Source organism: Brevundimonas sp. (assembly GCF_035935935.1).
GTDB lineage: Bacteria > Pseudomonadota > Alphaproteobacteria > Caulobacterales > Caulobacteraceae > Brevundimonas.
In genome coordinates, this window is record NZ_DASYWO010000003.1 from 161,597 (window position 1) to 188,181 (window position 26,585).

The window sequence follows — 26,585 nt, forward strand, 5'->3', positions numbered from 1 at the left end:
CCGCCAGCATGCCGCCTCTGCCCTAACGCCCCGTCAACGCGCCGTGCCGACCGCTTCGGAAATCGTGGTGAATCCCTCGGCGCGGAGGCGGGCCTTGAGGTCGGACAGGATGGTCCGGACCAGACCGGGCCCGCGGTGGACCAGGGCGGAGTACAGCTGTACGGCCGACGCGCCCTGGCGCAGACGATGCAGCGCCTCCTCGCCGGAATCGACGCCGCCCGCGGCGATCAGGCTCAGACGACCCTCGGCCGCCTCCACCGCCACGCCCAGCGCGCGACGCGCCAGCGATTTCAATGGCGCGCCGGACAGGCCGCCCGTTTCGCCGGCATGCGCGGACCGCAGTTCGGCCGGGCGCGCGATGGTCGTGTTGGACACGATCAGGCCATCCAGCTTCCACGCCCGCGCGGCCTGCACGATCCCGACGATCTCAGCCTCCTCGAGATCGGGCGCGATCTTCAGGAAGACGGGCGCCCCGTCGGCCGGACGCGCCTCGGCCACCCGGCCCAGCAGGTCATCCAGCGCGTCGCGCCCCTGAAGCGCCCGGAGGCCGGGCGTGTTGGGCGAGGAGACGTTGATGGTGAACCAGTCCGCCTTGCCGGCCAGCCGGCGCAGACCCGCCACGTAGTCGGCGGCGCGGTCTTCGGAATCCTTGTTGGCCCCCAGATTGGCGCCCAGCAGAACGCCGGCCGGCCGGCGGTCGAGACGCGCGGCGAAGGCTTCCAGCCCGTCGTTGTTGAACCCCATGCGGTTGATCACCGCGGCGTCCTCGGTCAGCCGGAACAGCCGCGGCCGCGGATTGCCCTCCTGCGGACGCGGCGTGACGGAGCCGGCCTCGATGAAGCCGAAGCCCAGCCCGGCCAGACCGCCCGGCGCCTCGGCGTTCTTGTCCAGCCCGGCGGCCAGACCGACCGGATTGGGCAGGGTCAGGCCCGCGAGCCGCGTCGTCAGCATCGGATCGGGCGCGGCCGGACGGGGCGCGGGCAGCAGGGCCAGCCCCCGGATGGCCACCCTGTGCGCCGTCTCCGGATCCATCCGGCGCAACACGGGCGCGGCCAGCGCCTCAAGCATCGCCCGTCCCCACCGTCATGACGCCGTCGTCGCTCACGGACATCGCCCGGTCGTTGAGAACGGCCCCGACGGGCAGGTCGCCGTACTGGTGCGGAAACAGGGCCCCGCCCCGGGACGGCTCCCACTTCACGGCGTCCAGCCGGTCGAGGTCGATCTCCAGCAGACGCAGGTTCCGCCGTCCGGCGTAGTGACGGCGCGCCGTCTCCTCAAGCTGGTCGGCGGTGGACAGGTGGATGTAGCCGTCGGCCAGATCGACCGCGGACCCGCGATAGGCGCCGGTCGCCCGCGCCGCGTCCCATTCCGCCGCGTCCACGATCTTGAAGGCGGCGCTCACGCGTCGGCCCCGCCGCCGACGTCCCGCGGCCTGAGAAACAGCTCCAGCGAGGCCCGGCCGTTGGCGTCGACGGCGAACACGGCCGCCGCGCCGGTCGGGAAGCCCGTGGCGAAGCGCTCGATGGCCGCGGGTGAGGCGGCGCCCTCGATCAGCAGTTCGACCGCCAGCTGGTGCACACCCGGATTGTGGGCGATCACGGCCAGACAACCGGCGCGATCCTCCTGCGCCTCGACCGCACGGCGCAGGGCGGCGGCTGAGGCGTCGTAGAGGCCCGCCTCGATCACGACGTCCACGTCCCCGAAGGCGTCGTGCGCCGCGTCCCAAGTCTGCCGCGTCCGTTCGGCGGAGGAGACCAGCGCCACGTCCGGCCGGACCCCCCGCTGCGCCAGCGCCCGCGCCACCAGACCGGCGTCCGTCACGCCGCGGGCGCTCAGCGGCCGGTCCACGTCCCGCCCCGAAGCGGAGTCGCGCTCGGCCTTGGCGTGCCGCATGAGAATGAGACGGTTCATGGCCCGCCCGTCTAGAGCGGTTCGCGCCGGGCGGCCAGACGCGCGCCGCGCGCGGCCGGGACCGGCTGCAGGCCCGGCTCCACCCGCACGGCGGCCACCGCGCCCGACGGCCGCACCCGGGCATAGGCCTGACGCGTCGCCTCCAGCAGGATCAGGCCGGCGAAGCCCGGCGCCACCCGCCGGCCGATCTCCTCAAACCCGTCGGCCGCGCTGAGCAACGGGCGCCACGGCGGCACGTACAGGGTCTGGGACCAGGCCGAGGGCTCCAGCCCCACCTGCCGCACCAGACCTTCCAGCTGGCGCCGTGTGAAAGGGCGGCCGTGGCCGAATGGCGTCGAGTCCGCGCGCGCCCACAGCCCGCCCCGGGCGGCGGCGGCCAGGATGATGCGGCCGGTCGGGCTGAGCACGCGCACCGCCTCGGCCAGCACCTGCGCCGGGGCGTCGGCCTCTTCCAGCGCGTGAACAAGCAGGACGCGGTCGAACGTCCCGGCGGCGAACGGAAGGGCGCGTTCGTCCACCAGCGCCGCGCGATTGCGGCCGGCGGCCGGCCAGGTCTCGGCCCCCTGCCCGCCGGGCATGGCCGCGATCTGACGCCGCGCGCCCACGAAGGCGTCGAGCCACGGCACGGCATAGCCCAGACCCAGCACGTCGCAGCCGGTGGCCTCGCCCCAGGCGTCCTCCAGCCGGCGGGCCACCAGCCGGCGAACCACCTGTCCCGCCGTCTCGCCGTAGAAGGCCCGAAGTTCCTCGACGCCACGCCTCATGACGGCAGGATAGGCCGCGCGCGCCCGCGCCGCTAGGATGTCGGCATGACCCTGGACGTGCGCCTGTTTCCCTGCCTCTCCGACAACTACGGCTTTCTGGTGCGCGACCGCGCCACGGGCGAAGTGGCGGCCGTGGACGCGCCCGACGCCGCGGCGATCCTGTCGGACCTCGAAACCAGCGGCTGGGGTCGGCTGGACCTGCTGCTGAACACCCACTGGCACCCGGACCACACCCAGGGGAACGCCGCAGTCAAGGCCGCGACCGGCTGCGAGATCGTGGGCCCGGAGGAGGTGCGCCGTGTCGCGCCGCTGGACCGCGCCGTCGCGGGCGGAGACCGCGTGCGGCTGGGCCAGACGTCCTTCGAGGTGCTGGACATGCCCGGCCACACCCTGGGCCACGTCGTCTTTCTGGCGCGCGACGCGGGCGAGGCCTTCGTCGGCGACGTCATCTTCCCGCTGGGCTGCGGCCGCCTGTTCGAAGGCACGCCGGCGCAGATGTGGACCAGTTTGTCGACGGTGGCCGACTGGGACGGGGCGACGCGGCTGTGGGGCGCGCACGAATACGCCCTGTCGAACGCCCGCTTCGCCCTCTCCGTCGACGACCGGCCCGAACTGGCGGCTCACGTCGCGGAGCTGACCGCCTTGCGTGAACGCGGCGCGGCGACCGTGCCCACGACGGTGGAGACGGAACGGCGCTTCAATCCCTTCCTGACCGCGGGCGACGGCGAAACCTTTGCGGCGCGGCGGGCGGCCAAGGACGTCTTCGCGGGCTGAGCCGGCCTATTCGACGCCGGAGATGACCCGCGCGATCCGCGCGGAGGAGGGGCGTCCGGCATAGCCGGCGGTCGGGTCGATGACGATGGTCAGCACGCCGCGGGCGAAGGTCACGCGCGGGCGGCCCGTGTCGGTCACGACGATCCGCCGTACGCGCGCCGCGTCCTGCCGCAGGCCGGCCGAGCGGGACATGCGCACCACCGCCTCGACGGCCGTCGACAGGGCGTCGGCGGCCACGGCCTCCGATCCCCGGCCGATCTCCATGTCCACGATCACCAGCCGGCCGACGGCGCTGGTCGCGCGGCCGCTCTGGTGGATGATGAAGTTGGCCATCTGCACGGCCGTCAGCGTCGGCGGCAGCAGGCGGGCGGCGGCGCCCTCGGACGACACGGGCACGCCCTGCGGCGCCGAGGCCGTATACAGCGTCATGGCCCCGTCGGGCGTGATCCGCAGCACCTGGTCCCCGGCGTCGTTGCGCAGGATCACGTCGCCGCGCGGCGCCGGCTGGGGCCGCAGGACCCAGACCTCGTTCGAGCGCTCGAACCGCATCAGGGTGCGGGGGCCGGAGCGGTCCAGCACGAAGCTCTGGCCGGTTTCGGCGACGTAGCGGCCGGTCGCCGGCATGGCCCCCCGGCTGCGGCCAGGCTGGTCGCCGCGCAGGATCACCCCGCTCTGGGCCTGGGCGGCGTCGGCGCACAGGGCCAGCCCCGCGACGGCGAGCGCCGTCGCGGCCAGCAGCGGCGCGCACGCCGTCCTGAGCCGCACCGAAGTCTTCATGAACCGCACTTGAATGGGGCGCCGCGGCGGATTTTGGGCCGGATTCCGTCAGCCGACCAGATACTGGCCGCCGTTCAGCGACAGGGTGCAGCCTGTGACATATCCGGCACGTTCGCCGGCCAGCCACGACACCATGTCGGCGATCTCCTCGCCCTTGCCCAGCCGCCCGACGGGGATCTGGGCTACGATGCCGGCGAGCACCTTCTCGTCCATGGCGCCGACCATCTCGGTGTCGATGTAGCCCGGCGCGATGCAGTTCACGGTCACGCCCTTGCGCGCGTTCTCCAGCGCCAGCGCCTTGGTGAAGCCGATCATGCCGGCCTTGGCGGCGGAGTAGTTGGTCTGGCCGATCTGGCCCTTCTGGCCGTTGATGGAGCTGATGTTGACGATACGGCCGAAGCCGCGGTCGCGCATGCCGCCGATGACCTGGCGCGTCATGTTGAACACGCTGTCCATGTTGACCCGGATGACGTCTGACCACTGGTCGTGGGTCATCTTGTGAAAGAAGCCGTCGCGCGTGATCCCGGCGTTGTTCACAAGGACGTCGATCGGCCCCAGCCGGTCCTCGACCTCCTTCACCGCGCGCTCACAGTCCTCGAACGAGCCGACGTTGCCCTTCACCACCATGACGCCCAGCTCGCGGGCGGTCGCTTCGGCCGCCTCGACGTTGCCGGAATAGCCGGCGGCGACCTCCATGCCGTCGGCCTTCAGCCGCTCGACGATCGCCTTGCCGATGCCGCGGGTCCCGCCGGTGACCAGTGCCACTCGAGCCATGTGCGTGTTCCTGTCCCTGTGGCGGGGCCTCTGGAACGGGCCGCCTGCCGTCGAAATACGCTTTAGCTTGCCGGACGTTGCGCGGAAAGCGGCGTTCGGCGGATCAGCCGCGCGGAGCCGCCGTCGCGATCAGGGTCCCGGCCGGGGGCGGGGCCAGAATCTCCTGCGTTGACCGCCGCGCGAACAGCCAGTCGGCCCAGGCTACGGGCGGCAAGGGCAGCACCCCCCGCGTGTGATACGGCGCCACGTCCGGCCCCGGCTCGGCGGTCAGCAGGCTGAAGGCCTCGCCCGCCTCACCCGCGCGCCAGACGGCCGCCAGCAGCAGCGGTGATCCATCCGGCGCCGTCAGCTTCCAGCGGGTCTTGGGATACTTGTCGCCCGTGAATTCATAAAATCCCGACGCCGGGACCAGCGCCCTGCCCTGCCGCGCGCCGTTCGTGATCTCGCGGCCCTCCGAGCGGAAATTGATCACGGGCCCGCCCTTGCGGCCCGGCGGCGGCGGAAAGCCGAAGCGCATCCCGACCAGATCCGCCGCCCCGTCCACGACCCGCACCGCCGAAGCGGCGTCGGTCGGCCGCACCTCTTCCACCGGCTCCAGATTGGGCAGCCCGCCCGACAGGCTCAACGGCGCCCGGGCCGCCGTGAACAGATCGACCAGCTGCCGGATGCTGAACTTCGCTTCGTAGGAGGCGCACATGGGCCACATGCTGCGCCGCCCGGCCGCTGGGGCCAAGGGGGGCGGCCCCTCAATCCGAAAGCCGACGTTCGGCGAATGACAGGCGACGAAAGCTGCGTCATGCTGACTGCGTGGGCGGGGGACGGGCATGACGATCGAGGCACGTGGCGGCTGGTTCTTTCCGGCATTGGCGCTGGCGATCTCGCTGACGGCGTTCGCGGGCTTCGCCATCACCTATCTGGGGCCGTTGGCCAGCGGGACCTACCAGCCGGTGTCCTGGGCCGTGCACGCCCACGGGATCGTCTATCTGGCGTGGTGCGCGCTTCTGCCGGTGCAGGCGACGCTGGCGCGGCGCGCGTTCTCCGTCCACCGGACGCTGGGGATCGCCAGCGTCGCCCTGGTCGGAGCCATGGCCTTCACCGGCTTTCTGGTGATCAGCGTCAAGGTGCAGGAGGCGCTGGCGGGCCAGGGCGCGCCGTTCTGGCAATCCTTCAGCCTGCCGATCACCGCGGGCTTGGTGCTGTTCCTGGGCTTCTACGTCGCGGCACTGATGAACCGGCGGCGCCGACCGGAGTGGCACAAACGGCTGATGATCAGCGCCTCGGCCACGGTGATCGCGGCGGGCGCCTGGCGGCTGTGGGTCGCGGGCTTCGGCTTCAACGACTGGGCCTTCGCCGCGGCCCTGGCCTCCATCAAGCTGTTCATGGTGATCGGCGCGGTCAGGGACTTCGTCGTCCTGCGTACCGTGCACCCGGCCTGGTGGGTCACGCTCGGGGTGTCGATCGCGGTCGAGGGCGGCGCCCTGCTGGCCGTGGGGACGCCGCTGGAGGCACCGCTGGCGCGCGCGGTGGCGAGCTTCGCCGGGGTGTTCGGCTGGATGTATTGAGACGCGGAACGGCGGGGGATCAGTGGACCCGCGCCTTCCCGATCTCCAACCCCTCATCCCCCGCCGACACCGCGATGACGCTCCCGTCCGCGATCTCGCCCGCCAGCAGCTTCCGCGCGATCGGGTCGACCAGTTCCTTCTGGATGACGCGCTTCAGGGGCCGCGCGCCGTACACCGGGTCGTAGCCCTTGTCGGCGAGCCAGGCGGCGGCGGCGTCATCCAGCGAAAGCGTCAGGCGGCGATCGGCCAGCAGCTTCTCGAACCGGGCCAGCTGGATGCGGACGATGCCGCCCATCTGTTCGCGGCCCAGGCGGCGGAACAGGATGATCTCGTCGATGCGGTTCAGAAACTCAGGGCGGAAGTGGGCGCGGACGGCCTCCATGACGACGGGGCGCACGGCCTCGACGTCTTCTCCCTCGGCCTGGTCGGCCAGCACGCCTGAACCCAGGTTCGAGGTCAGAATGATCAGGGTGTTCTTGAAGTCGATCACCCGGCCCTGACCGTCGGTCAGGCGGCCGTCGTCCAGCACCTGAAGCAGCACGTTGAAGACGTCGGGGTGCGCCTTCTCCACCTCGTCGAACAGCACGACCTGATAGGGGCGGCGACGCACGGCCTCGGTCAGGGCGCCGCCCTCGTCGTAGCCGACGTAGCCCGGCGGGGCGCCGATCAGGCGGCTGACCGAGTGCTTCTCCATGTACTCCGACATGTCGATGCGGGTGATGGCCGCCTCGTCGTCGAACAGGAAGGCGGCCAGCGCCTTGGTCAGCTCGGTCTTGCCCACGCCCGTCGGGCCCAGGAACAGGAAGCTGCCCAGCGGGCGATTGGGGTCGTTCAGGCCGGCGCGGGCGCGGCGCACAGCGTCGGACACGGCGACGAGGGCGTCGTCCTGACCCACCACGCGGCCGCGCAGGGCGTCTTCCATCTTCAGCAGCTTCTCGCGCTCGCCCTCCAGCATCTTGTCGACGGGCACGCCGGTCCAGCGGCTGACCACCGCCGCGATCTGTTCGGCGTCGACGACCTCGGGCGTCAGGGGGCCGGACGCGTCGGCCTCGTTCGCCTCCGCCTCGGCAAGCGACTTCTCGATCTGCGGGATCTGGCCGTAGGCGATCTCGGACGCGCGGCCCAGATCGCCCGCACGCTGGGCGGCGGCCAGTTCGGCGCGCAGGCGGTCCAGCGTCTCGCGCAACTGGGCGCCGCCGGCGACCTTCTCCTTCTCCGACTTCCAGCGGGACGTCAGGTCGTCGGACTGACCCTCCAGATCGGCGATCTCGTCCTCCAGCTTGTCCAGACGCTGGCGGCTGGCGGAGTCCGTCTCCTTCTTCAGCGCCTCGCGCTCGATCTTCAGCTGGACCAGCCGGCGGTCGATCTCGTCCAGCGCCTCGGGCTTGGAGTCCACCGCCATACGCACGCGCGACGCCGCCTCGTCGACCAGGTCGATGGCCTTGTCCGGCAGGAAGCGGTCGGTGATGTAGCGGTTGGACAGGGTGGCGGCCGCGACGATGGCCGAGTCCGAGATGCGCACCCCGTGGTGGACCTCGTACTTCTCCTTCAGCCCGCGCAGGATCGACACCGTGTCCTCGACCGTAGGCTCCTCGACCATGACGGGCTGGAAGCGTCGGGCCAGGGCGGCGTCCTTCTCCACGTGCTTGCGGTACTCGTCCAGCGTGGTGGCGCCGACGCAATGCAGCTCGCCGCGGGCCAGCGCCGGCTTCAGCAGGTTGGACGCGTCCATGGCGCCGTCGCCCTTTCCGGCGCCGACCAGGGTGTGCATCTCGTCGATGAACAGGACGATCTGGCCCTCGGCCGCGGCCGTCTCGTTCAGCACCGCCTTCAGACGTTCCTCGAACTCGCCGCGGTATTTCGCGCCGGCGATCAGGGCGCCCATGTCCAGCGCCATGACCTTCTTGTCGCGCAGGCTTTCGGGAACGTCGCCGTTGACGATGCGCAGGGCCAGGCCCTCGACGATGGCGGTCTTGCCGACGCCGGGTTCGCCGATCAGGACAGGGTTGTTCTTGGTGCGTCGGGCCAGAACCTGGATGGTGCGGCGGATCTCCTCGTCCCGGCCGATGACCGGATCGATCTTGCCGTCGGCGGCGGCCAGCGTCAGGTCGCGGGCATAGCGCTTCAGCGCGTCGTACGCGTCCTCCGCCCCCGCGCTGTCGGCGGTCTTGCCCTTGCGGAGGTCGTTGACGGCCGCGTCCAGCGCGTCGGGCGTGACCCCGGCGGCGGCGAGGACGGTTTTCGCCACGCCGCCTTCCTTGGCCAGACCCTGAAGGATGCGCTCGGTGGTGACGAACTGGTCGCCGGCCTTTTTCGCGGACTGTTCGGCCGCGCTGAAGACGCGGGCGGTGTCGCCGTCGAGATAGAGCTGGCCCGAGCCGCCCTCGACCTGGGCGCGCTTCTTCAGCGCGGTTTCGACGTCGGCCTCGGCGCGTTTCGCGTCGCCGCCGGCGGCGGTGATCAGGTTGCGGGCCAGGCCGTCACGCTCCTCCAGCAGCACCTTCAGCAGGTGCTCGGGCGCGAACTGCTGGTGACGGCGGGCCAGGGCCAGCGACTGGGCCGACTGGACGGCCTGTCTGGCGCGGTCGGAATAGAGGTCGAGATTCAAGGCGTATCCCTTCGAGAAGCGGATGCCGACGGCGTGCCCTCACGTGCAAGCGGCGCACCGTCCGGTCGCGGTTCAGGTGGGTGTGGCCGTTTCGCCACGCAAGGCCGTACGTGCATGACGCAAACTTAAGGCGGCGCGGCGTGGACGGTCGCCGGAGCCCGGTCTAGCGTCCCGGCGAAATCTTCGGGAGCGTCGCCGCATGTCCGTTCGTCTCAGCCGCCGGTCGGCCCTGTTCGCCACGGCCGGCGCCGCCCTCCCCGCCGTCTCGTGGGCGCAGGACGCCGCCAACGACGACGCGGCGTTGGCCGAGGCCGTGGACGCCTATTTGCGCCAGTGTCTGGCCGCCTGGCCCGATCAGCCCGCCCTTTCGGTGGCGGTGGTCAAGGACGGCCGGCCGATCCTCACCCGCGGCTATGGCGTGAAGGCGATGGACCGGCCGGGCGCGGCGGACGAGCGGACCCTGTTCGCGGTCGCGTCGAACACCAAGGCCGTCACCTGCGCGGCGCTGGCCATCCTGGTCGACGAGGGCAAGGTGAAGTGGGACGCTCCGGTGCGCGACTGGCTGCCGGGCTTCAGCCTGTCGAAGCCGGAGCTGAACGATCTGGTGACGGTGCGCGATCTGGTCAGCCACCGCATCGGCTTCGGCCTGGGCGCGGGCGACCTGCTGTTCTGGCCCAACAGCGACCGCACGCGCGCCGAGATCATGGCCGCCGTTCCGCACGTGCCGATCGAGGACCAGTTCCGCACGCGCTACCACTACTGCAACCTGATGTTCGTCGCGGCCGGAGAGGTGGTCGCGGCCGCCTCGGGCATGCCGTGGGAGCGGTTCGTCCAGACCCGGATCCTCGACCGTCTGGGCATGGCCGACACCCTGCCCGTGATGCGGGGCGCGGACCCGGCGAAATGCGCCCTGCCCCATGGCCGCGTCGGTCCGCCGCTGCGCTATCAGGGACCCATGACCCGCATCGCCGACAGCGTTCAGGAGGTCTGGGACTGGTCCGAAGCGGGGGCCGCGGGCGGCTTCCTGACCAACGCCGTCGACTGGTCCAAGTGGATGGCGGTGCAGCTGGCGGCCGGCGCCCTGCCCGACGGCACGCGCCTGTTCTCGGAGGCGCAGAGCCGCGAGATGTGGCGACCCAACGTCATCGTCTCCAACTCCAACGGCCCGACGCCCGACCTGCCGGGCCGCGCCGTGACGGCCACCTACGCCAGCGGCTGGCAGATCATGGACTATCGCGGCGAACGCATGATCACCCACGGCGGCGGCTCTCCCGGCGGCATCTCCGGCACCGTGCTGCTGCCGGGGCGCAGGGTCGGCTTCAGCTACTTTTCCAACGCCGAGGAAAGCTTCCTGCTGCGCGCCCTGCGCTCGGGCATCGCCGACGTGATCATGGGGCCGACGCGCTTGGGGCCGGCCTTCGACTGGATCGCGGACTCGAAGCGGCTGGAAGCCGAGGGGAACGCCCGCTCTCTCACGGCCGCGGCGGAAATCGACGCGAAACAGGCCGCCGGCGCGCCGCCTTCGCTGCCGCAGCCCGCCTATGCCGGGACGTGGCGCGACCCCTGGTACGGCGACGTGAAGATCACGGCGCGCGACGTGCAGCTGTGGCTGGAGTTCACCCGCTCGCCGGCGCTGAAGGGGCCGCTGGAGCCGTACGACGGCGAGACCTTCCGCACCCGCTTCCCCGACAAACGGGAGGAGGACGTCTTCGTCACCTTCGAACTGGAGAACGGTCGCCCGGTGCGCGCCACGATGAAGGCCGTCAGTCCCGACGCCGACTTCAGCTATGACTACCACGACCTGAAGCTGACGCGCGTCTAGGGCGCGTCACGCCGCGGCGGTGTCGGGAGAAATGGCGCACCCGAAGAGATTCGAACTCCTGACCCCCAGATTCGTAGTCTGGTGCTCTATCCAGCTGAGCTACGGGTGCGCGCGGCCGCGAACGGCGAGGGCGGTCGTCTAACGGTTCGGGCGCGACATGGCAAGCCGTGCCCGAACGGTTTTCGGCCGGCTCACCATCCCGTCGGCATGGGCCTTTCGTCGGACGAGGTGGCCCAGGTGATGGAGCTGATCCACCAGCGCCTGCCGTCATGGAACAGGGTGACGGAGTTGACGCCGCTCTGCACCACGGGGCCGTCGGCGGTCTCGCGGGTCTCATACGCGCTGAGCACCTGGGTCAGGGGTCCCCACTCCTGAACCTTGCGGCCGACCTCCTTCTCGAAGAAGGCGTGGTCCATGAAATAGGCGCCAGAGTTGCGGGCATAGTCGGCCGTGCCGCCGACGCGCAGGCGCGAGACGCCGTCCCGGGCCGGGCCGGCCCCGCCCATCACCGCGCCCGGCAGGAACAGGCCGTTGAAGCGGTCCCAGTCGCGCGGACCCGCCGGGCCGGAGATGACGTCGTAGAGGGCGGCCATGATGCCGTCGAGGGACTCGACGTCGGCCGGGTTCGGGGCCGGCAGGGCGGCGGCGGGCTGGGTCGCGGCCGGCGCGGTCTGGGCGGCGGCCGGCAGGGCCAGGGCGAGGGCGGACGTCAGGGCGAGGGCGGCGGCAATCGGGTGGATCATGATGTGTCTCCCCAGAAGTTCGCCGCCATGAGGCACGGCATGCGGGGTTGGCGCAAGCGGCCCCGTGACCTAGGTCTGACCGCATGATCTCCAGCCCTGCCCGCCGCGCCCTGCTCACCCTCGCCTCGGCGCTCCTGCTGACGGCGGGCGGCTGCGGCGCGGCGCCGGGGACCGCGCCCTCGACCTCCGCGGTTCCGGCCCCGCCGCCGGCGCGGGGACCGTTCGTCTCCGCCGCCAATCCGCTTGCGGTCGAGGCCGGGATGAAGGTTCTGCGGGAAGGCGGCTCGGCCGTCGACGCCGCCGTGGCGGTCCAGGCCGTGCTGGGACTTGTGGAGCCCCAGTCCTCCGGCCTCGGCGGCGGCGCATTCATGATGCACTATGACGCGGAGACGGGCGACATCACCAGCTTCGACGGGCGCGAGACGGCGCCCGCGGCGGCGACGCCGGAGCTGTTCTACGAGAACGGTCGGCCGCTGAACTTCCGCGACGCCGTGCTGTCCGGGCGGTCCACCGGCGTGCCGGGGGCCGTGGCGATGCTGGGCATGGCGCATGCGAAGCACGGCCGGTTGGCCTGGAGCGCCCTGTTCGACGACGCCGGACGTCTGGCGCGCGACGGCTTCGTCGTCTCGCCGCGCCTGGCCGGCTTCGCCGCCTCGCGCAGCGGGCAGGGCGGAACGCCGTGGGCCGAAGCCTATTTCACCAGGCCGGACGGAAGCCGCGTCGTCGCGGGGGACGTGTTGAAGAACCCCGCCTATGCGCAGACGGTGGCGGAGCTGGCCGCCGGCGGGCCGGACGCCCTGTACGAAGGCTGGATCGCGGCGGAAATCCTGACCGCCGTGGGCGCCCAGCCGCGTCCAGGATCGCTGAGCGCGGCGGATCTGGCGAGCTATGAGCCCAGGGAGCGCGGCGCGCTGTGCCGGCCGTATCGCCTGTATCTGGTCTGCGTGCCGCCGCCGCCCTCGTCGGGCGTGGCCGTGCTGCAGTTCCTCGGCATGGCCGAGACCGTGCCCGCCATTCTGGAAGGCCCCGACAGCGTCGAGGCGTGGGTCACCTTCGCCCAGCTGCAGCGCGTGATGTACGCGGACCGCGACCGGTACGTCGGCGATCCGGCCTTCACCGGCGTGCCGGTGCAGGGGATGCTGGACGAAGGCTATGTCGCGGACCGCGCGGCGCTGGCCCTGACCCTGACCGGCGCGGCCGAGGCCGGCCGGCCGCCCGGCGGCGTCATCCGCGGCTTCGATTCCACGCAGGAGCCGTCGGGCACCAGCCACTTCGTCGTGGTCGACGCGCAGGGCGACGTCGTCAGCATGACGACCACGGTCGAAAGCGTGTTCGGCTCGGGCCGGATGGCGGCGGGGTTCTTCCTGAACAACCAGCTGACCGACTTTTCCTTCGAGCCGCTGCGTGAGGACGGATTGCCCGCCGCCAACGCCGTCGCGCCCGGCAAGCGTCCGCGCAGCTCCATGTCGCCGGTCATCGTGCTGGACATGAACGGCCGCTTCGTCGCGGCATTGGGATCGCCCGGCGGGACGTCGATCCTGGCCTATAACGTCAAGGCCCTGGTGGCCGTGCTGGACTGGGGCCTGCCGATGCAGGAGGCCTTCGACCTGCCCAATCTGGTGGCGAGGGGCGACGGCTTCGGCGCCGACGCCGACCGGTTTTCGCCCGGACTGCGCGCGGCGCTGGGCGAACGCGGAATCGAGATCAGGCCGAACACCAGCGAGAACTCGGGCCTGCACGGCGCGATCTGGCGGCGCGGGCCGGGCGGCGGCTGGGGCTGGGACGGCGGCGCCGACGACCGGCGCGAGGGCGTGGTGGCCTACTAGCCCCTCACCACTCCGGCTTGATCGACAGCTGGAAGGCCAGCAGGCCCTCGCTGACGTCCGTGTCGACGCCGTCGCCGAAGCGCACGCCCTCGACCTCGACCTCGCGATAGACCAGGCCCACGGAGCCGTGGACCGGCCCCTGCCGCATGGCCACGCCCAGGGAGGCGTCGCCGATGAAGGCCCCGGAATCGTGGCTGACGCCGGAGCGCGAGAAGTTGCCGTCGCGGGTGCGGGCGAAGTTGTAGCCGACCGCGCGGCCCGAGCCCGCGGCGTAGACGTACCAGCGCGGACGGTCGCCGAACGCCTCGGACCCGTCCGGAACCATGCGTTCGAGGTCGTTGCCGATCTTCAGCGTCGCGCCCGCCTCGGCCGAGCCGCCGCGCGACCCGACGCCGATGCCGGCGTGGGGCGTCAGCGACACCTCCAGCCCGGACTCCGTGCGTGCGATCGCGGTCGGCCAGCCTCGGGTGTAGGTCAGGTCATAGGCTTCGGCATCCAGCATGGCCGCATCCATCGGCCCGGGCGGCAGCGGCGAGCCGTCGACCCGCTGCAGGTGACCGGAGCGGGTCAGACGGAACCGGTCCGTGGCGCCCTCGCCTTCCACCCACACGTCGCGCTGCACGGCGACCCAGGGCGAGTCCGGCTGGCTAAGCACGCGCGTCGAGGATGGGCCGGGTTCGGCGAAGCCGGCGCTGGACGCCAGCGCCGCGGCGGGCGCCCGGTTCAGGCGCGACGTGGCGTCACCGCCGTCGCCCCAGGTCTGGCGGATGGAGGTCTGGGCCGCGGCCGCGCCGGCGACGAGGCACAGCGCCGCCGTGACGGCGCTCCCCGCGATCCGGCATCCTGCCATGGTCCAACGCATCCCGGTCCCCTCAAACCGTCGTCAGCCACGCACTCTGCCCCAGGCAGCCCCGCAAGGCCAACGCCGAATTCGCGACGTCATCCGGCCATCGAACGGGCGCCGTGCCGCGAAGGTTCCGGTCGTCCGCCTACTGACAGGCGAGACACTCGTCGTAATCGGTGCGCGCGGCCGAGAAGAGGTCGGGCTGGTTCGGATCGACCTCCGCCTCCTGCTTGTCCTCGGCGCCGGCGAAAGCCGCGCGCTGAACTGATTTTGACCGCAGGTAATACAGCGACTTCACGCCCCGCTCCCACGCCGACCAGTGCAGCATGTGCAGGTCCCACTTGTCGACGTCGCCGGGGATGAAGAGGTTCAGCGACTGGGCCTGACAGATTTCGGGCGCGCGGTCCGACGCCAGGTCCACCAGCCAGCGCTGGTCCAGTTCGAAGGCGGTCTTGAACACCGATTTCTCGTCGTCGGTCAGGCCGTCGAGATGCTGCACCGAGCCCTCGTTTTCGAGGATGGACGACCACACCGTCTCGGTGTTCAGGCCTTTGCCCTCGAGCAGCTCCTCCAGATACGGGTTCTTGACCGCGAACGAGCCCGACAGCGTCTTGTGGGTGTAGATGTTGGCCGGGATCGGCTCGATGCCGGCCGAGGTGCCGCCGCAGATGATCGAGATCGAGGCGGTCGGGGCGATGGCCAGCTTGTGGCTGAACCGCTCCATGACCCCGCGCTCGCGCGCGTCCTCGCAGGGGCCCTTCTCCTCGGCCAGCACGCGGCTGGCCTTGTCGGCCTCGCGGCGCAGGTGCTTGAACAGACGCATATTCCACGACTTGGCCATGGCGCTTTCGAAGGCCACGCCCTGCGACTGCAGGAAGGAGTGGAAGCCCATGAGGCCCAGACCCACCGAGCGCTCGCGCATGGCCGAATAGACCGCCGCCTTCATGGCCGGCGGGGCGCGGCGGATGAAGTCCTCCAGCACGTTGTCGAGGAACCGCATCAGGTCCTCGACGAACATCGGCTCCTCGCGCCACTCGAGGAATTTCTCGGCATTCACGGACGACAGGCAGCACACGGCGGTGCGGTCGATGCCGAGATGGTCGCGGCCCGTGTGCAGCATGATCTCGGCGCACAGGTTGGACTGCTTGACCTTGAGACCGAGGTCCTTCTGGTGCTGCGGCATCTGCCGGTTCACCGTGTCGGAGAAGATCAGATAGGGCTCGCCCGTCTGCAGCCGGATCTCGAGAATCTTCTGCCACAGGGCGCGGGCGTCGACGGTCTTCATCACCTCCTGGTTCTTGGGCGAGACCAGGTCGAAGGTCTTGCCGTCGCGCACGGCCTCCATGAAGGCGTCGGTGATGTTGATGCCGTGGTGCAGGTTCAAGGACTTGCGGTTGAAGTCGCCCGACGGCTTGCGGATCTCCAGGAACTCCTCGATCTCCGGGTGGTGCACGTCGAGGTAGACGGCGGCCGAACCGCGGCGGAGCGACCCCTGCGAGATCGCCAGCGTCAGCGAGTCCATCACGCGGATGAAGGGGATGATGCCGCTGGTCTGGCCCGCGCCCTTCACCTTCTCGCCGATCGAGCGGACGCCGCCCCAGTAGGTGCCGATGCCGCCGCCGTTCGACGCCAGCGCCACGTTCTCGTTCCAGACGTTCTGGATGCCGTCCAGGCTGTCGCCCACGGCGTTCAGGAAGCAGCTGATGGGCAGGCCGCGATCCGCACCGCCGTTCGAAAGCACCGGCGTGGCGGGCATGAACCACAGCTTCGACATGTAGTCGTAGACGCGCTGGGCGTGGTCGGCGTCGTCGGCGAAGGCGGTGGCGACCCGGGCGAACATGTCCTGATAGGACTCGCCCTTCAGCAGATAGCGGTCCTCCAGCGTCTTCTTGCCGAAGTCGGTCAGCAGGGCGTCACGGCTGCGATCCAGCTGGATCGAGGGCACGACCGACAGCTGCGGGCGAGGGGCCGAACCGGCCTCCGCAACCGTCTGGAATTCCACCGTCTTCACAGCTTCGCCGCCAGCCATTTCATCACCGCCCCGAACAGATTTGATGCCAAGCCACCCGCGTCTCGACCACATCATCTAGTGGGCGAAGCGCTTCCCGAACCCACATATGGGGCGCAGATGGTGAACGGGCCGTCAACGGGCTTGACGATCACTTTCTGGGCGAATCGTCGTCGCGGCGGGGGATGAGCCTGTGGACGGGGCGCGACGGAGGCGTGACGCCGGACATCACGAGCGCGTGATCGGGAACGGCCGCCAAGCGTGGCCGTTGAAGGCGGCCATGACCGAAGTCCAGATCGCCACCTTCCTGCGTCGCGCCCTGCGCGTGGCCCGTTCGGAGATCGCCGCCCTCGCGGCGCTGCTGATCGTGACGCTCGGCGTCATGACCTTCGTGGAAGTCGCAGACGACGCCACGGAGGCCGACGGCCAGGCCTTCGACATGGCCGTCCTGACCTGGCTGCAGCCGGCGCCCGGAAACGCCCGCGGGCCGTGGTGGCTGGAGGAGGCGGCGGCGGACCTGACCTCGCTGGGAGGCATCTCGGTCCTGACGCTGTTCGCCCTGATCGCGATCATCTTCCTGATCATGCAGCGCAAGCGGCTGTCGGCGCTGATTCTGGTCGTCGGCCTGGCGGGCGGCGTGGCGCTGAGCGAGGGGTTGAAGTCGGTCTTCGGCCGCGCCCGTCCCCCGGCGGATTATCAGGCGGTCGAGACGATCAACGCCAGCTTTCCGTCCGGGCACGCCCTGCTTTCGACGGTCTTCTACCTGACGCTGGGCGTCATGCTGACCCGCGCGTTTCGACAGCGCCGCTTCAAGGCCTTCGCCCTCGGCTGGGCCCTGACCATCGCCCTGCTCATCGGCCTGACGCGCGTCTATCTGGGGGCGCACTGGGCCTCGGACGTGATCGCCGGCTGGTGCGCCGGCGCGGCGTGGGCGATGGCGCTGTGGCTGATCAGCTATGCCGTGGAGCGGCGCCAGGCCGCGCGTCTGTCGGGCTTGCACGACGATCCCTCCCCGCGCTAAAGCGCCCGCCGTCATCGGGGAGTAGCCGCCCGCAGCGTCTCATGCGGGGTCCGCGTCAACATGCTTTCCCTCGCCCGGAGGGAATGGCGCGACTTTCTAGTGGCCCTATCGGTCCGCGCGCGGCGCGGACCTACTTGAGGGCGGATCGCCCGTCCTCAAGCAGCGAGCCACCGCGTGGCTAGCGTTAGGACCACAAGAAAAGGCAAGACCGCTGACTTCGCAGGGCGCTTCCACGCGGGGGCCTGGCTGCGAAGTCGCTGGTCCTCCGTCGGCCCCCCGCGCATTCGGTGACGTCCCTTGGACGCCTTCCTCGTTTCCACCGGTCTGGTGATTGTCGCCGAGATCGGCGACAAGACCATGCTGCTGGCGATCGTCCTCGCCGCGGCCTGGCGCCGGCCCGCGCCGATCATCCTGGGCATCTTCGCCGCCACCGTGCTGAATCACGCCTTCGCCGCCGTGGCGGGGGCGGTGCTGGCGCGCTTCATGGACGGAGATCACCTGAGGTGGGCGGTCGGGCTCGCCTTCCTCGGCTTCGGCGCCTGGGCGCTGATCCCGGACAAGCTCGACGAGCGCACCGACGCCGACGAGAAGACGTTCGTCGGGGTCTTCCTGACCACCGCCGCCGCCTTCTTCGTGCTAGAGATCGGCGACAAGACCCAGATCGCCACCGCGCTTCTGGCCGCGCGGTTCGAGGCGCTGGTCCCCGTCCTGCTGGGTTCCACCCTCGGCATGATGATCGCCAACGTGCCCGCGGTTCTGCTGGGCGAGGCGCTGGCCAAGCGCCTGCCGCTGAAATGGATCCGGCTGGCGGCCGCCCTGGGCTTCATCGCCACCGGCCTCTGGATGCTGATCGCGGGCTAGACCTCGAACACGCGGTAGGGCGTGTCCCCAAGCGTCCGCAGCACCGGCAGGGCGACGTTGTAGACGGGCACGCCCTTGTTGGTCCTGCCCTCGGGCGCGCCGCGATGGGCATGTCCGTGAACCACCAGCGAGACGTTGTCGTACCGGTCGATGGTCTCGCCCAGACGCGACGAGCCGAGGAAGGCGTGGATTTCGGGCGGCTCGCCCAACACGGTGTCGACCACCGGCGAATAGTGCAGCACCACCACCGACCGCTCCGTCCGCAGGGTGCGGATCGAGTTCTCGATCAGGTTGGCGTCGTCCACCGCCTCCTGCACGAACCGCTTGATCTCCGTTTCGCCGAACGGGCTCAGCATGTAGCGGCCGAAGCCGCCGACGAAGCCCTTTCCCCCGGCGAAGCCCACGCCCTCGATCTCATAGGCGCGGCCGCCGTCCAGCACCTTCACCCCCGCGTCGCACAGCAGCGCGCGGACGTGGTCGGGCTGACCGCATTCGTGCTCGTGATTGCCCAGCACCCCGACCATGGGGATGCGGCAGGCCCTCAGATCCTCCAGCAGGATCTCGACCTCGCGGGTCTTGCCGAAATTGGTCAGGTCGCCGGCGAGGCACAGGACGTCGGCGTCTTCATGCACTCGCTCGAACAGTTCGCGATGGGGCCTGTCGTGGTTCTCGCCCACGTGAAGGTCGCCGACCGCCGCGACGCGCAGCGCCTTGCGCGGACCGGGCTCCAGCCCCGGCTGCGGCGTCTGCGGGGCCGCGTCCTGATTGGCGGGCGGAATGGGGACGACGGGATCGGTCATGCTCAGTGCACCGGGTCGTGACGCTCTTCCAGACCCTTGCCGACCACGTCGCCGAAGCCCCACTCGGCCACGTCGGAGATGTAGTCGCGCGGGCTGAACAGGCGGCCGCGGCACACCTTCACCCGCGGCGCCGGCAGATCGACCTGGGCCCGCAGCCGCTCGGTCAGCTCGGTCATCACCCAGCTGGGCACCCGGCCGCGCTCGGTCGGATAGGCGAAGCGGAAGTTCAGCAGGTGCGCCATCAGCACCTCCCAGTACAGGTCCATCTGATCGAGCAGGCTCTTCCAGTCGATGGCGTCCGCCTGTTTCAGGATGACATGGTTCACGTCGGCGCCGTCGTAGCGATAGCGGTCCTGGATGAAGACCTTCGACAGGATCAGCGCCGTCGGCGGCGTGATGGTCACGCGGTGACCGTAGACCTCGATCGTGTCGTCGCCGAACCAGCTGTCGTTGACGGCGATGGTGCCGTTCGACATGGCGAAGATGACGTCGAAGAAGTGCTTGTCGTCCTTCCAGACCTTGGCGATCCAGCGCTCGTCCTCGACGTCGGTGCGATAACCGCGCGCCTGGAAGAACGCGAGGATGCGCGGGTAGTCGCCGGGCTTGCAGAAGACGTCGAGATCCTTCGTCGGGCGGCGGATGCCGGTGTAGGCCGTCACGGCATAGGTCCCGGACAGCAGGAAGGGAATGCCCGACTCCTTCAGCAGACGCAGGCTCTCCTCATAGAATTCCACCGCGTCTTCCGGCGGATGAAAGCTGGGATCGACCACGGTGTCGGACATTGAACCCTCAGGATGCGAGGCAGGGGGAACGGCTCCGCCTGAACCCCGGTTCCGGCCCGGCGGCCTGTGGACCGATTGTTTACGCGTCCGCGCTAGACCTCTTCGGCAGTGGCGTTGGGGAGGTCCGGTCCATGAAGGGTCGGTGGCGTCTGTTCAGGCATGAGGCCGGTCGCGTGGCGGGCCCGCCGGCCTGGGCCTATCTGGCGATGTTCGCGGCGTCTCTGGCCGTCGGAGCCTGGTCGCGGGCCGAGTTCGGCTCCGTGGCGATCTGGGTCTCGAACGGCATCATGGCCGCCGCTCTCCTGCAGCTGCATCGACGGCAGGCGATCCCGGTCGTGCTGGTCTGCTTCGCGGCCAATCTGGTCAGCAACGTCTTCCGTGGCGACCCCGGGGTGTTCGTCTGGCTGAACGCGGTGCTGAACCTCGGCATGGCCATGGTGGTCGCGGTTCTGGCGCGCCGGTTCTGCGGCGCGGCGCTGGACATGCGCCGCCCGGCCCGGCTGGCGCGGTTCGCCCTGCTGGCCACCCTGCCGGCGGCCGTCCTGTCGGCCGTCGTGGCCATCGGCCTGATGCAAATCCAGAATCCGATGCAGCCGTCCATGCTGCTGTTCTTCATCCAGACCTACCTCGGCGTCGAAATCCTCGGCGTCCTGCTGGTGACGCCGGCGCTGCTCATGTTCGCCCGCGCGCACCGGTTCCGCGGGGCCAGTCGGGCCTCGCGGCGCGAGGCCGCGGCCCTCGTCGGCCTGACCGCGGCCGTCGCCCTCGCCGTCTTCGCCCAGTCCGGCAGCCCGATCCTGTTTCTGGTCTTCCTGCCGCTGGCCCTGGTGGCCCTTCGCCTGTCGCCGCCCATGGCCGCGGCGGCCCTGCTTCTGACCGCCGCCATCAGCGCCGCGCTGACCCTGATGGGCCACGGCCCGATCCAGTTGACGCAGCTGTCCGCCGATCCCGTGCTGGCCGGGGCCCCGGTCATCCTGCGCCGCCTGTCGGTGCTGAACGCCTTCCTGCTCAGCGCCGTGGTCTTCGTGCTTCCCATCAGCACCGTGGTCACCGAGCGCCGCCGGCTGGAGGCCGACCTGCGCGCCCGCACGCTTGCCGCGCAGGAAGCGCGCCGCCGGGCCGAGCACGCCGCCGAGTGCCGCTCGCGCTTTCTCGCCATGATGAGCCACGAGATGCGCACGCCCCTGAACGGCGTGGCGGGCTTCGCCGACCTGCTCGGGACCCGGTCGGACCTGCCCGCCGACGCGCGGGCGCAGGTCGCCCGCATCCGCACCTCGGCCGAGGGCCTGCGCATGCTGGTCGAGGACGTGCTGGACTTCGCCCACGGCGACGACGCCCTGCACCTGGAGGCCGTCTCACCTGCGGAGGTGATCGCCGAGGCCATGGCCGCCAGCCACGACGCCGCCGAGGCCAAGGGCCTTGCTTTGCGGCTCGACGACCGAACCGCCGACCTCATGCGCGGCCGCCTGGACCGGCGGCGGCTCCGGCAGGTCGTGCACCACCTGGTCTCCAATGCGGTCAAGTTCACGCCGGCGGGCGAGGTGCGGGTGGGGCTCGACCTCGTCGGCCGGGCGCTGGTGGTCACGGTGTCCGACACCGGGCCGGGCGTGCCCGACGCGGCGCGGCCCGCCCTGTTCGACGCCTTCGTGCAGGTCGACGATTCGACCACCCGCGCCCAGCAGGGCGCCGGGCTCGGCCTCGCCCTCGTCGGTCGCCACGTCGCGCGCATGGACGGCCGCGTCGATCTGGACAGCTCGGCCGCGGGATCGACCTTCAGGCTGGCGCTGCCCATGGAACGGCTGGCGGACGCCTTGCCGGCCGCCGCCCCCGAAACCGCGCCTGAAGACGCCGGCCGTGCGCCCCGCGTGCTGGTGGTCGACGACCACCCGACCAACCGCGAGGTCGCGCGGGTCATGCTGGCCGCCTTCGGCTGCGACGTGGCCGAGGCGACGGACGGGCACGAGGCGGTGTCGGCGGCCTCCGCAGAGCCGTACGACCTCGTCCTGATGGACGTGCGCATGCCGGGCATGGACGGACTGGAGGCCACCCGCCGCCTGCGTGCCGTGCCGCATCTGGCCGATCTGCCCATCGTCGCCATGACGGCCGACGCCATGCCCGAGGACGTGGCCCGCTGTCTGGCCGCGGGCATGGACGCCCACATGGCCAAGCCGATCAACCAGGCCGCCCTGTTGACGACGGTGACCCGCGCCCTGTCGGGCGGATACGGCGCGGACGCCCGCGCCGCGGCCTAGGCCGGGTCGGCGTAGTCGCCCTCGAACGGGAACCGCCTGGCCCAGAAAGCCCGCAGCGCCGGCAGGGCGTCGACGCGTCGCGCCACCTCCCCCAGCCGCGGCGCGACCTCATGAAACCGTCGGCGCAGCGGCCGCCAGCGGCTGACCACCGCCATGTAGAGGTCCAGCACCGTCAGATCGTCGCCCAGGATGAAGCGGCCCGGATCGGTCTGCGCCTCCATCACGCCCCAGCACCACGCGATGCGCTCCAGCGTGCGCCGGTCGATCTCGACCTGCGCCGCCGCGTCGTCGCCCACCAGCCGCGAGGGCACGTCGCGGACCCAGTACATCGAATAGATTTCTGCAGGGATGAAGGCCATCCAGCGCAGGAACTGCCCCCGGCGCGGATCTCCCGGCGGCGGCGCCAGCCCGGCCTCGGGATGCTGTTCGCTCAGCCACAGCAGGATCGCCGCGCTTTCCGTTATCGTCTCGCCGTCCGGCGTCACCAGCACGGGCACCTGCCGCATGGGATTGTGCGGGGCCATGCGCGCCCGCTCCTCTTCCGAGGCGTAGGTGACGATCTCCTCGACGCGAAAAGGCGCCCCGATCAGGGTCAGCGCCGCCTCGACCGGGACGGAGCCGGAGCCGACGGCGCCGTAGACGACATAGGTCATGCGAACTCTCCTGAAGCCACGCTAGCGCGGCGTGCGCGTCGGCGTTCCCGAGTTCTTTGCAGGTTCGAACAAACCGCCCTGATCCGTCCCCACGCGGCCCACAGGAACCTCCGCTCGGCACACCACATCTAGGGGTCCTGGAAAAAGTGATCGCAAAATAGCCGTATTTCGGCTTGGCGCCGGACCGGTTCGCCCGCATGGTGAACACTCGATCCGTCGCTCCAGAATCGCCGAGTCCCCCGCATGAACGCGCACGTCCCGTCCTCGTCGCTCAAGGTCCCCGGCCTGCTGACGCCCTCGGCCGCCTACAAGCCGTTCCGCTACCCGTGGGCCTTCGACATGTGGAAGAAGCAGCAGCAGGTCCACTGGATGCCCGAGGAGGTGCCGCTGGGCGAGGACATGAAGGACTGGGCCGTCAATCTGAACGACGGCGAACGCAACCTGCTGACCCAGATCTTCCGCTTCTTCACCCAGGCCGACATTGAGGTCCAGGACAACTACATGGAGCGCTACGGTCGGGTGTTCAAACCGACCGAGGTCAAGATGATGCTGGCGTCGTTCGCCAACATGGAGACCATCCACATCGCGGCCTACGCCCTGCTGCTCGAGACCATCGGCATGCCCGAGGCCGAGTTCGGCGCCTTCATGGAATACGAGGCCATGCGGGACAAGCACGACTACATGGGCCAGTTCGGGGTCGAGACCGACGCCGACATCTGCCGGACGCTGGCCATGTTCGGCGGCTTCGCCGAGGGGCTTCAGCTGTTCGCTTCGTTCGCCATGCTGATGAACTTCCCGCGTCAGAACAAGATGAAGGGCATGGGCCAGATCGTCAGCTGGTCGGTGCGCGACGAAAGCCTGCACTGCGAGGGCATCATCAAGCTGTACCACGCCTTCAACAAGGAGACCGGCGCGGTCACCAGGGCGGTCGCCGACGACATCGTCCAGTGCTGCGAGACCGTGGTGACGATGGAGGACAAGTTCATCGACCTCGCCTTCGAACAGGGCCCGGTGAACGGCATGACCCCGGACGACATCAAGGCCTACATCCGCTTCATCGCCGACTGGCGCCTGCGGCAGCTGCAGCTGCCGGAACTGTACGGCGGCGTCCGCGACAATCCCCTGCCGTGGCTGCAGGCCCTGCTTTCGGGCGTCGAGCACGCCAATTTCTTCGAGGCCCGCGCGACCGAATACTCCAAGGCCGCCACCAAGGGCGCCTGGCACGGCGCCGACGGCGTCTGGGACAGCTTCGACGCCCTGATGAAGAAACGCGCGACGGAGACCGAGGAGGTCTGACGGCTCACGTTCCCGGCTGGACGTAGGGGATGCGGGCGAAGAAGGCGCGTTCGTCGCCGCGGGGGTCGCTCTCCATTCGCGGCGGCACCTCGAGGATCATCGTCTCGCGCCGCTCGAGCGAATAGGGGATCCACGTCGGCATCCCCGGTCCGTCCGGCGATCCGGTGCGGGCGTAGCGGATCAGCATGTCGCTCATCAGGTCCGCCATGCCCTGGGCCTCGGGTCCGATCGCGCCGGAACCGGGCGCGGACAGGGTGTCGAACATCAGCGGGATGTCGGAGGTGTGGTACGCGCCGGTCCGGCCCGACGGCATCCGCGCGGGCCAGTCCAGCTGATAGACCCGGGCGGGAGAGCCCTGCGCCGCCCGCGCCTCGGCCTCGATCACGGCGGCGCGCCAGCTGCGGCCCGCCGTGGTGGCCCGGATCAGGACCTCGTCCGGCGACAGCCGCGGATGGTGCTCGCGGTACCACGCCACCACCGCCTCGGGCGCGACGTCGATGCGCATCTGCGCCGGCGTCAGGCGCGAGGGCAGAACGTCCCACGTCAGCCCCTGATTGGCCGGGTCATTCCCGAGGAATGCCAGGGTCTCCTCGCGCGTGTTGCCGATGATCATCGGAATGTGCGCCGACAGGGCCGGGGCGTCGGGCCAGAAGGGGTGCCGCGACAGGCTCAGCCCGTCCATCACCGGCCCGAAGTAGAGCGAACCGCCGAGGATGGGGTCGGTCGCGCCGGCGGCCTCGATCAGGCGCTCGACCGGCAGGATCCGCGCTTCGCCTGCCCGGTCGCGCGTCAGGCCGAGCGCTTCCAGCCAGACGTCCGCCCGCCGCGTGGCGTTCAGCGGTCCGGACGCCGTCACCTGCTGTCCACTCATGGTCAGGACGCGGTGGAACAGCCCCGTCGCGGCTGGGGTGGCCATGAGCGTGGCGATCTTGGCCCCGCCGCCCGACTGGCCGAAGACCGTGACCCGGTCCGGATCGCCGCCGAACCGCGCCGCATGCGCCCGCACCCACTCCAGCGCCCGGATCAGGTCCAGCTGGCCCAGATTGCCGGTGTGGCGGAAGCCGGGCGCCAGACGGTCCAGATAGGCGTAGCCGAGCGGCCCCAACCGATGGTTCAGCGTCACGACCACGACGTCGCCGCGCGCCGCCAGCCGCGTCCCGTCCGTCAGCGGACTGGATCCCGAGCCCGTCGAATAGGCGCCGCCGTGGACATAGACCAGCACCGGTCGTCGCCCGTCGCCGGTTCCGGGCGTCCAGACGTTCAAGCGCAGACAGTCCTCCGACTGGTCCGGCTCGCTCCCACGCTGCGGACTGGCCGGGCCGAAGCGGTCGGCGACGAAGGGCTCGCGCCACCGCGCCGGCGGCGTCGGCCCCTCGAAGCGCGCCGCCTGGCCGTAGGGGATGCCGAGAAACGTCGACACGCCGTCGCGCAGAACCCCGCGCACGATCCCGTAGTCGGTGACGATCACCGGATCGGACCGCGTCCCCGCGCGGCCGGTCAGGGGCAGCGCCGCCGCCGCCATCACCAAGTCCCGCCGCGTGGTCACCGGTGTCATGGCTCGACCATGACAGGGCGACGCGCCCCGGCCCAGCCCTTCCTTTAAGGTCAGAGCAGGCCCTGGATCGCCGCGCGCGCGGCCTCGCCGAGGTCCGGCCGCTTCAGCGCCAGCGCCACGTTGGCGCGCAGCAGGCCGATCTTGTCGCCGCAGTCGTGCGTGACGCCCTCATACTTCACCGCGGTGAAGGTCTGGTCGCGCATCAGCCGGGCCATGCCGTCCGTCAACTGGATTTCCCCGCCCGCGCCGCGCTCCTGCGTGGCCAGGATGTCGAAGATTTCCGGCTGCAGGATGTAGCGGCCGGAAATCGACAGGGTGGACGGCGCCTCGCCGCGCGGCGGCTTCTCCACCATCCCTTTCATGCGGATGCGCGCGCCCGAGGCCTCGCCGTCCGGATCGATGATGCCGTACTTGTGGGTCTCGGTTTCCGGCACCTGCTCCACGCCGATGACGTTGCCGCCGACCTCCGCGTAGACGTCGGCCAGCTGCTTCAGGGCGCCCGGTCGCGAGTCCACGATCACGTCCGGCAGGATGACGGCGAACGGCTCGTCGCCGACGATGTCGCGGGCGCACCACACGGCGTGGCCCAGCCCCTTGGGCTGCATCTGCCGGGTGAAGCTCATCTCGCCGGCCTCGGCCAGTTCGGCGTTCATCATCTGCAGGACGTCCATCTTGCCCTTGGCCTCCAGCTGGGCTTCGAGCTCGATCTGATGGTCGAAATAATCCTCGATCGCCTGCTTGGCCCGACCGGTGACGAAGACGATGTGCTCGATCCCCGCCTCCCGCGCCTCTTCGACGATGTAGGACAGGATCGGCCGGTCGACGACGTTCAGCAGCTCCTTGGGCGTGGTCTTGGTGCCGGGCAGCACGCGCGTGCCCAACCCGGCGACGGGAAGCACGGCCTTGCGCAGGCGGCGGGGAGCGGTCGTCATGGCGGTTCCTGAACGGTGAA

The 26,585-nt window shown here is 70.6% G+C and carries 24 protein-coding genes, 1 tRNA gene and 1 riboswitch; of the genes, 8 read left to right on the plus strand and 17 right to left on the minus strand.

The window, feature by feature from the left end:
• Positions 1 to 33: 33 nt before the first annotated feature.
• Genes VGR32_RS02770 through VGR32_RS02785 form a run of 4 tightly spaced genes read right to left on the minus strand, consistent with a single transcriptional unit; the run spans position 34 to position 2,675 of the window.
• Positions 34 to 1,068: a quinone-dependent dihydroorotate dehydrogenase gene (locus tag VGR32_RS02770; RefSeq protein WP_327447813.1), complete on the minus strand. Its 1,035-nt coding sequence runs from the start codon at positions 1,066 to 1,068 to the stop codon at positions 34 to 36.
• Positions 1,061 to 1,402, minus strand: coding sequence for a DUF952 domain-containing protein (locus VGR32_RS02775; protein ID WP_327447815.1), 342 nt, complete (start codon positions 1,400 to 1,402; stop codon positions 1,061 to 1,063). The genes VGR32_RS02770 and VGR32_RS02775 overlap by 8 nt, the downstream gene beginning before the upstream one ends.
• Positions 1,399 to 1,911, minus strand: coding sequence for a SixA phosphatase family protein (locus VGR32_RS02780; protein WP_327447817.1), 513 nt, complete (start codon positions 1,909 to 1,911; stop codon positions 1,399 to 1,401). The genes VGR32_RS02775 and VGR32_RS02780 overlap by 4 nt, the downstream gene beginning before the upstream one ends.
• An 11-nt stretch (positions 1,912 to 1,922) precedes the next feature.
• Positions 1,923 to 2,675 (minus strand): methyltransferase domain-containing protein, encoded by a 753-nt coding sequence (locus tag VGR32_RS02785; RefSeq protein WP_327447819.1) that lies wholly within the window; start codon positions 2,673 to 2,675, stop codon positions 1,923 to 1,925.
• Positions 2,676 to 2,720: 45 nt separating this feature from the next.
• Here VGR32_RS02785 and gloB point away from each other — a divergent pair, with 45 nt between their 5' ends.
• Positions 2,721 to 3,449, plus strand: coding sequence for a hydroxyacylglutathione hydrolase (gene gloB, locus VGR32_RS02790; protein ID WP_327447821.1), 729 nt, complete (start codon positions 2,721 to 2,723; stop codon positions 3,447 to 3,449).
• 6 nt (positions 3,450 to 3,455) lie between these two features.
• Here the strand turns inward: gloB and VGR32_RS02795 are convergent, their stop codons facing one another.
• From VGR32_RS02795 to VGR32_RS02805, 3 genes are all read right to left on the minus strand, one after another.
• On the minus strand, positions 3,456 to 4,226 hold the full coding sequence (locus VGR32_RS02795) for a DUF4908 domain-containing protein (protein ID WP_327447823.1): 771 nt from the start codon (positions 4,224 to 4,226) through the stop codon (positions 3,456 to 3,458).
• A 48-nt stretch (positions 4,227 to 4,274) separates the two neighbouring features.
• On the minus strand, positions 4,275 to 5,000 hold the full coding sequence (phbB, locus tag VGR32_RS02800; RefSeq protein ID WP_125256116.1) for an acetoacetyl-CoA reductase: 726 nt from the start codon (positions 4,998 to 5,000) through the stop codon (positions 4,275 to 4,277).
• 103 nt (positions 5,001 to 5,103) lie between these two features.
• Entirely contained in the window at positions 5,104 to 5,697 is a 594-nt protein-coding gene (locus VGR32_RS02805; protein WP_327447827.1) for an SOS response-associated peptidase family protein, read from the minus strand.
• A 127-nt stretch (positions 5,698 to 5,824) separates the two neighbouring features.
• On the opposite strand from VGR32_RS02805, the gene VGR32_RS02810 reads away from it, so the two are divergent.
• Positions 5,825 to 6,562 carry a hypothetical protein gene (locus VGR32_RS02810; protein WP_327447829.1) on the plus strand — a complete coding sequence of 246 codons (738 nt, stop codon included), beginning with the start codon at positions 5,825 to 5,827 and terminating at the stop codon, positions 6,560 to 6,562.
• A 19-nt stretch (positions 6,563 to 6,581) separates the two neighbouring features.
• Here the strand turns inward: VGR32_RS02810 and clpB are convergent, their stop codons facing one another.
• A complete protein-coding gene (gene clpB / locus VGR32_RS02815) occupies positions 6,582 to 9,170 on the minus strand; it encodes an ATP-dependent chaperone ClpB (protein WP_327447831.1) in 2,589 nt (862 codons plus the stop codon).
• Between the two features lie 199 nt (positions 9,171 to 9,369).
• On the opposite strand from clpB, the gene VGR32_RS02820 reads away from it, so the two are divergent.
• A complete protein-coding gene (locus VGR32_RS02820; RefSeq protein ID WP_327447833.1) occupies positions 9,370 to 10,992 on the plus strand; it encodes a serine hydrolase in 1,623 nt (540 codons plus the stop codon).
• Positions 10,993 to 11,024: 32 nt separating this feature from the next.
• On the opposite strand, the gene VGR32_RS02825 is transcribed toward VGR32_RS02820, so the two are convergent.
• Positions 11,025 to 11,101 (minus strand) — tRNA-Arg (locus tag VGR32_RS02825).
• An 82-nt stretch (positions 11,102 to 11,183) separates the two neighbouring features.
• Complete coding sequence (locus VGR32_RS02830; RefSeq protein ID WP_327447835.1) at positions 11,184 to 11,735, minus strand: hypothetical protein; 552 nt, start codon at positions 11,733 to 11,735, stop codon at positions 11,184 to 11,186.
• Positions 11,736 to 11,818: 83 nt separating this feature from the next.
• On the opposite strand from VGR32_RS02830, the gene VGR32_RS02835 reads away from it, so the two are divergent.
• Positions 11,819 to 13,561 (plus strand): gamma-glutamyltransferase family protein, encoded by a 1,743-nt coding sequence (locus VGR32_RS02835; RefSeq protein ID WP_327447837.1) that lies wholly within the window; start codon positions 11,819 to 11,821, stop codon positions 13,559 to 13,561.
• Between the two features lie 4 nt (positions 13,562 to 13,565).
• Here VGR32_RS02835 and VGR32_RS02840 read toward each other — a convergent pair whose 3' ends face one another.
• The gene (locus tag VGR32_RS02840) at positions 13,566 to 14,423 is read right to left on the minus strand and encodes a lipid A-modifier LpxR family protein (RefSeq protein ID WP_327447839.1); all 858 of its coding nucleotides are present in this window, start codon (positions 14,421 to 14,423) and stop codon (positions 13,566 to 13,568) included.
• Between the two features lie 127 nt (positions 14,424 to 14,550).
• The gene (locus VGR32_RS02845) at positions 14,551 to 16,434 is read right to left on the minus strand and encodes a ribonucleoside-diphosphate reductase subunit alpha (protein ID WP_327447841.1); all 1,884 of its coding nucleotides are present in this window, start codon (positions 16,432 to 16,434) and stop codon (positions 14,551 to 14,553) included.
• A gap of 259 nt (positions 16,435 to 16,693) precedes the next feature.
• Here VGR32_RS02845 and VGR32_RS02850 point away from each other — a divergent pair, with 259 nt between their 5' ends.
• Positions 16,694 to 17,434 carry a phosphatase PAP2 family protein gene (locus VGR32_RS02850; RefSeq protein WP_327447843.1) on the plus strand — a complete coding sequence of 247 codons (741 nt, stop codon included), beginning with the start codon at positions 16,694 to 16,696 and terminating at the stop codon, positions 17,432 to 17,434.
• A gap of 4 nt (positions 17,435 to 17,438) precedes the next feature.
• Positions 17,439 to 17,598, plus strand: a riboswitch (yybP-ykoY riboswitch).
• A gap of 133 nt (positions 17,599 to 17,731) precedes the next feature.
• On the plus strand, positions 17,732 to 18,295 hold the full coding sequence (locus tag VGR32_RS02855) for a TMEM165/GDT1 family protein (RefSeq protein ID WP_327447844.1): 564 nt from the start codon (positions 17,732 to 17,734) through the stop codon (positions 18,293 to 18,295).
• On the opposite strand, the gene VGR32_RS02860 is transcribed toward VGR32_RS02855, so the two are convergent.
• Entirely contained in the window at positions 18,292 to 19,095 is an 804-nt protein-coding gene (locus tag VGR32_RS02860) for a metallophosphoesterase family protein (protein ID WP_327447846.1), read from the minus strand. The genes VGR32_RS02855 and VGR32_RS02860 overlap by 4 nt on opposite strands.
• A 2-nt stretch (positions 19,096 to 19,097) precedes the next feature.
• Entirely contained in the window at positions 19,098 to 19,877 is a 780-nt protein-coding gene (locus VGR32_RS02865; RefSeq protein ID WP_327447848.1) for a hypothetical protein, read from the minus strand.
• Between the two features lie 131 nt (positions 19,878 to 20,008).
• On the opposite strand from VGR32_RS02865, the gene VGR32_RS02870 reads away from it, so the two are divergent.
• Positions 20,009 to 22,129 (plus strand): response regulator, encoded by a 2,121-nt coding sequence (locus tag VGR32_RS02870; protein WP_327447852.1) that lies wholly within the window; start codon positions 20,009 to 20,011, stop codon positions 22,127 to 22,129.
• On the opposite strand, the gene VGR32_RS02875 is transcribed toward VGR32_RS02870, so the two are convergent.
• Entirely contained in the window at positions 22,126 to 22,782 is a 657-nt protein-coding gene (locus tag VGR32_RS02875) for a glutathione S-transferase family protein (RefSeq protein ID WP_327447853.1), read from the minus strand. The two genes, VGR32_RS02870 and VGR32_RS02875, sit on opposite strands and share 4 nt — an antisense overlap.
• A gap of 243 nt (positions 22,783 to 23,025) precedes the next feature.
• On the opposite strand from VGR32_RS02875, the gene VGR32_RS02880 reads away from it, so the two are divergent.
• A complete protein-coding gene (locus tag VGR32_RS02880; RefSeq protein WP_327447854.1) occupies positions 23,026 to 24,078 on the plus strand; it encodes a ribonucleotide-diphosphate reductase subunit beta in 1,053 nt (350 codons plus the stop codon).
• Between the two features lie 4 nt (positions 24,079 to 24,082).
• Here VGR32_RS02880 and VGR32_RS02885 read toward each other — a convergent pair whose 3' ends face one another.
• Positions 24,083 to 25,633, minus strand: a complete 1,551-nt coding sequence (locus VGR32_RS02885; RefSeq protein ID WP_327447856.1) for a carboxylesterase/lipase family protein — start codon at positions 25,631 to 25,633, stop codon at positions 24,083 to 24,085.
• A 50-nt stretch (positions 25,634 to 25,683) separates the two neighbouring features.
• Complete coding sequence (gene galU / locus VGR32_RS02890) at positions 25,684 to 26,565, minus strand: UTP--glucose-1-phosphate uridylyltransferase GalU (protein ID WP_327447858.1); 882 nt, start codon at positions 26,563 to 26,565, stop codon at positions 25,684 to 25,686.
• Positions 26,566 to 26,585: the final 20 nt, after the last annotated feature.